This is a genomic window from Streptomyces sp. CO7 (genome assembly GCF_053474865.1).
Map to the genome: position 1 here is coordinate 1,083,129 of NZ_JBRIOU010000002.1, position 3,722 is coordinate 1,086,850.

3 protein-coding genes are annotated in these 3,722 nt (G+C 75.1%); all 3 read left to right on the plus strand.

Going from position 1 to position 3,722, the window contains the following annotated elements; all coding sequences use genetic code 11:
* The coding region (locus ACOV8S_RS06915; protein ID WP_448316723.1) for an ABC transporter permease at positions 1–867 on the plus strand (867 nt) is incomplete at its 5' end.
* Positions 864–2,495, plus strand: a complete 1,632-nt coding sequence (locus ACOV8S_RS06920) for a dipeptide ABC transporter ATP-binding protein (protein WP_448316725.1) — start codon at positions 864–866, stop codon at positions 2,493–2,495. The genes ACOV8S_RS06915 and ACOV8S_RS06920, both read left to right, overlap by 4 nt.
* 93 nt (positions 2,496–2,588) lie before the next feature.
* Positions 2,589–3,722, plus strand: a 1,134-nt coding sequence (locus ACOV8S_RS06925; RefSeq protein WP_448316727.1) for an acyltransferase family protein, incomplete at its 3' end; no start/stop codon positions are given.

Consider the following 3,722-nt stretch of genomic DNA (forward strand, 5'->3'; position numbering starts at 1 on the left):
CTCCCGCCCGCGCCGCGCGCCGCGCGCCGGACCCGCCGGGGCGCCGCCCGCGTGTCGGCGCTGCCGCCGCCGACGGTCCTGCTCAGCGCCGCCGTCCTCACGCTGTTCCTGGCCGCCGCGTTCGCACCCGGCCTGTTCGCCACCGCCGGCGCCACCGACACCGACCCGCTGCACGCGCTCCAGGCCCCCGGCTCCGCCCACTGGTTCGGCACCGACCAGCTGGGGCGCGACGTCTTCTCCCGGGTCGTCCACGGCACCCGCCACTCGCTGGCCATCGGCGCCGCGGCCACCGGCGCGGGCGCCGCGCTCGCCGTCGTCTGGGGTCTGGCCGCCGCCCTGTCGGGCCGGCTCGGCGACGCCCTGCTCATGCGGACGGCCGACGCCCTGCTCGCGCTGCCCGGCCTGCTGCTGGCGCTGCTCGTCATGCTCGTCACCGGCAAGGGGGTCACCGGCGCCACCGTCGCCGTCGCGGTCGGCACCGCGCCCGGCCTCGCCCAGGTCGTCCGCACCCAGGCCCTCGTCGTGCGTCGCTCCGGCTACGTCGAGGCGGCGGTCGGGCTCGGCGTGCCGCGCCCGCTGGTGGTGCTGCGGCACGTCCTGCCGAACACCCTCGGCCCGCTGCTGGTGCTCGCCACCGTCACCCTCGGCGCGTCCATCTCCACCGGCGCCGCGCTGAGCTACCTCGGCCTCGGCGCCCAGCCGCCCACCCCGGAATGGGGCGCCATGCTCACCGAGGGCCAGGGCTTCCTCGAACAGGCCTGGTGGATCGCCCTGTTCCCCGGACTGATGCTCGTCGCCACCGTCCTCACGGTCACCGTCCTGGGCCGCTGGGCCCAGGACCGCACGGAACGGCGTGCCGCCTCATGACACTGCTCACCACGCGGGAGACCACGCCCGCCCCGTTGATCGACGTGGCGGACCTCGACGTCCGCTTCGGCAGCGGGCCCCGCCAGGTGCACGCCGTGCGCGGGGCGCACCTCACCCTGTCCGCGGGCCGCTGCCTTGCCCTGGTCGGCGAGTCCGGATCGGGCAAGAGCGCTCTCGCCCGCGCCCTGCTCGGGCTGGCCGGCCCCACCGCCGAGGTCGACGCCGGGCGGCTGCGGCTGTTCGGGCAGGACGCGACGGCGTTCGGACCCCGCGAGTGGCGGGCGGTGCGCGGCCGGCGCATCGGTCTGGTCGCCCAGGACGCCCTCGTGGCGCTCGACCCGCTGCGCCCCGTCGGCAAGGAGATCGCCGAGCCGCTGCTCACCCACCGGATCGTGCCGCGCCGCGCCGTCCCCCGAAGAGTCGAGGGACTGCTGGAGCGGGTCGGGGTGCCCGAACCGGCGGAGCGGGCCCGCGCCTACGTCCACCAGCTGTCCGGCGGACTGCGCCAGCGCGCGCTCATCGCCTCCGCGCTGGCGGCGGAGCCCGGCGTGCTGATCGCCGACGAGCCCACCACCGCGCTCGACGCGGCCGTGCAGGCCCGCGTCCTCGACCTGCTGGGCGAACTCACCCGGTCCGGAACCGGCCTGCTGCTCATCAGCCACGACCTGGCCGTGGTCGAGGCGCTCGCCGACGACGTGGCCGTGATGCGGGCCGGCCGGATCGTGGAGCACGGACCCGCCCGCGAGGTGCTGGAGCACCCTCGGCACGCGTACACCAGGGCCCTGCTCGACGCCGTCCCCGGCAGCAGGCCCCGCACCCAGGCCCCGTCGCCTCCCGACGGGCCGCCGCTGCTCGAGGCCGACCGCCTGGTCAAGCGGTTCAGGGGGCCGCGCGGCGCCCGGCGCACCGCCGTCGGCGGCGTCTCCTTCACCCTGCGTCCGGGGGAGACGCTCGGCCTGGTCGGCGAGTCCGGCTCCGGCAAGTCGACGCTGGCCCGGATGGTGCTGGGACTGACCGAGCCCGACGAGGGCACGGTACGCCTGGACGGCGCCGCCTGGAGCTCGGTGCCCGAGCGGCGACGGAGGCCCGGCCGCCGCACGCTCCAACTGGTGCCCCAGGACCCGCTGAGCGCCTTCGACCCCCGCTGGGACGTCGCCCGCGTGGTCGGCGAGGCGCTGGCCGTCGCCGGAGTGCCCCGTGAGGAACGGCGCCGGCGGACCGTGGGGCTCCTCGAACAGGTCGGGCTCGGCGAACAGCACCTGGAGCGCCGGCCGGCCGCCCTGTCCGGCGGCCAGCGGCAGCGGGTCGCCCTCGCCCGGGCCCTCGCCCCGCGGCCCCGGCTGCTGGTCTGCGACGAGCCGGTGTCCGCCCTCGACGTCTCCGTGCAGGCCCAGGTGCTCGACCTGCTGCGCGAGCTGCAGGCCTCGCTGGACCTCGCGGTCCTGTTCATCTCCCACGACCTGGCGGTGGTCCGCGAGATCTGCTCCCGCGTCATGGTCATGAAGGACGGTCAGGTGGTCGAGTCCGGTCCGGTCGAGGACGTCTTCTCGGCGCCACGGCACGACTACACCCGCGTCCTGCTGGAAGCCGTGCCGCGTCGCGCCCGCGCCGCCCAAGAGCGGCTTTAGATCCGGCCAATCGGCGACTGCGAGCCTCGACGGGCCAGTTTTCGGACAAGCCGGAGGTCACCTTCCATGCCAGGCGCCCCAGGACACCCCCAGGTGTCGAGACTGCCGTCGCTCACCGGGATGCGGTTCGTCGCCGCGCTGCTCGTCTTCGCCTTCCACACCACCTGGCAGACCGCCTACGTCGCCGGGACGGGCGGCGACGTCCTGGGCGACGTCTTCGCCAACGCCGGCTTCTACGGCGTCAGCTTCTTCTTCGTCCTCAGCGGGTTCGTGCTGACCTGGTCGGCCCGGCCCGAGGACACCAAGGCCTCCTTCTGGCGGCGCCGGCTGGTGAAGATCTACCCCAACCACCTGGTGACGTTCCTGCTGGCGGCCGTGCTCATGCTGATCGCCGCCGACGCGTTCACCACCGAGGGCACCCTCGCCAACCTGTTCCTCGTGCAGGCGTGGATCCCCGAGATCCAGGTCCCCAACACGATGAACGCCGTCAGCTGGTCGCTCTCCGTCGAACTGTTCTTCTACCTGAGCTTCCCGCTGCTGCTGCGCCTGCTGAACCGGGTGCCCGTGCGGCGGCTGTGGGCGCTCGCCGGCGTCCTCGGCGCCCTGACCGTGCTGGTACCGGCGATCGCGCAGTACGGCATCGGCGGCGTCCCGCTGCCGTTCATCGCCGACGGCACCCTGTCCTTCGAGCAGATCTGGTTCGTCTACTTCTTCCCGCCCGTGCGCGCCCTCGAGTTCGTCCTCGGCATGGTCGCCGCCCGCCTGGTGCAGGCCGGTTCCTGGCCGCGGCTCGGCCTGCTGCCCGCCACGGCGATCGCCGTCGGCGGTTACGCCGTCAACTCGCTGGTGCCCTACCTCTACGGCGTCGCCGGCACCGCGGCCCTGTGGCTCGCCCCGCTCGTCGCCGCCGCCGCGACGGCCGACCACCGCGGCGACGGATCGCCGCTGCGCGGCCGGATCCTCGTCCGCCTGGGCGAACTGTCCTTCGCCTTCTACATGGTGCACGGACTGGTCACCTCCTACGGACACCGGTGGCTCGTCGCCGGCAACGACCTGCCGCCCCTGGCCGGCGCCGCCGTGCTGCTCGGCGCGCTGCTCGTCAGCCTGGCCCTGGCCCTCGCCCTGTACAGCTGGGTGGAGGAGCCGCTCATGCGGCGGTTCGGGAGGCCGCCGCGCCGCCGGACCCCGTCGGAGCCGCCGGCATCCGCCACCCCCACGACATCCGCC

Excerpts from the sequence above, each read along its gene's own strand:
- ACOV8S_RS06920 (WP_448316725.1), top strand. The coding sequence starts at position 864 with ATGACACTGCTCACCACGCGGGAGACCACGCCCGCCCCGTTGATCGAC.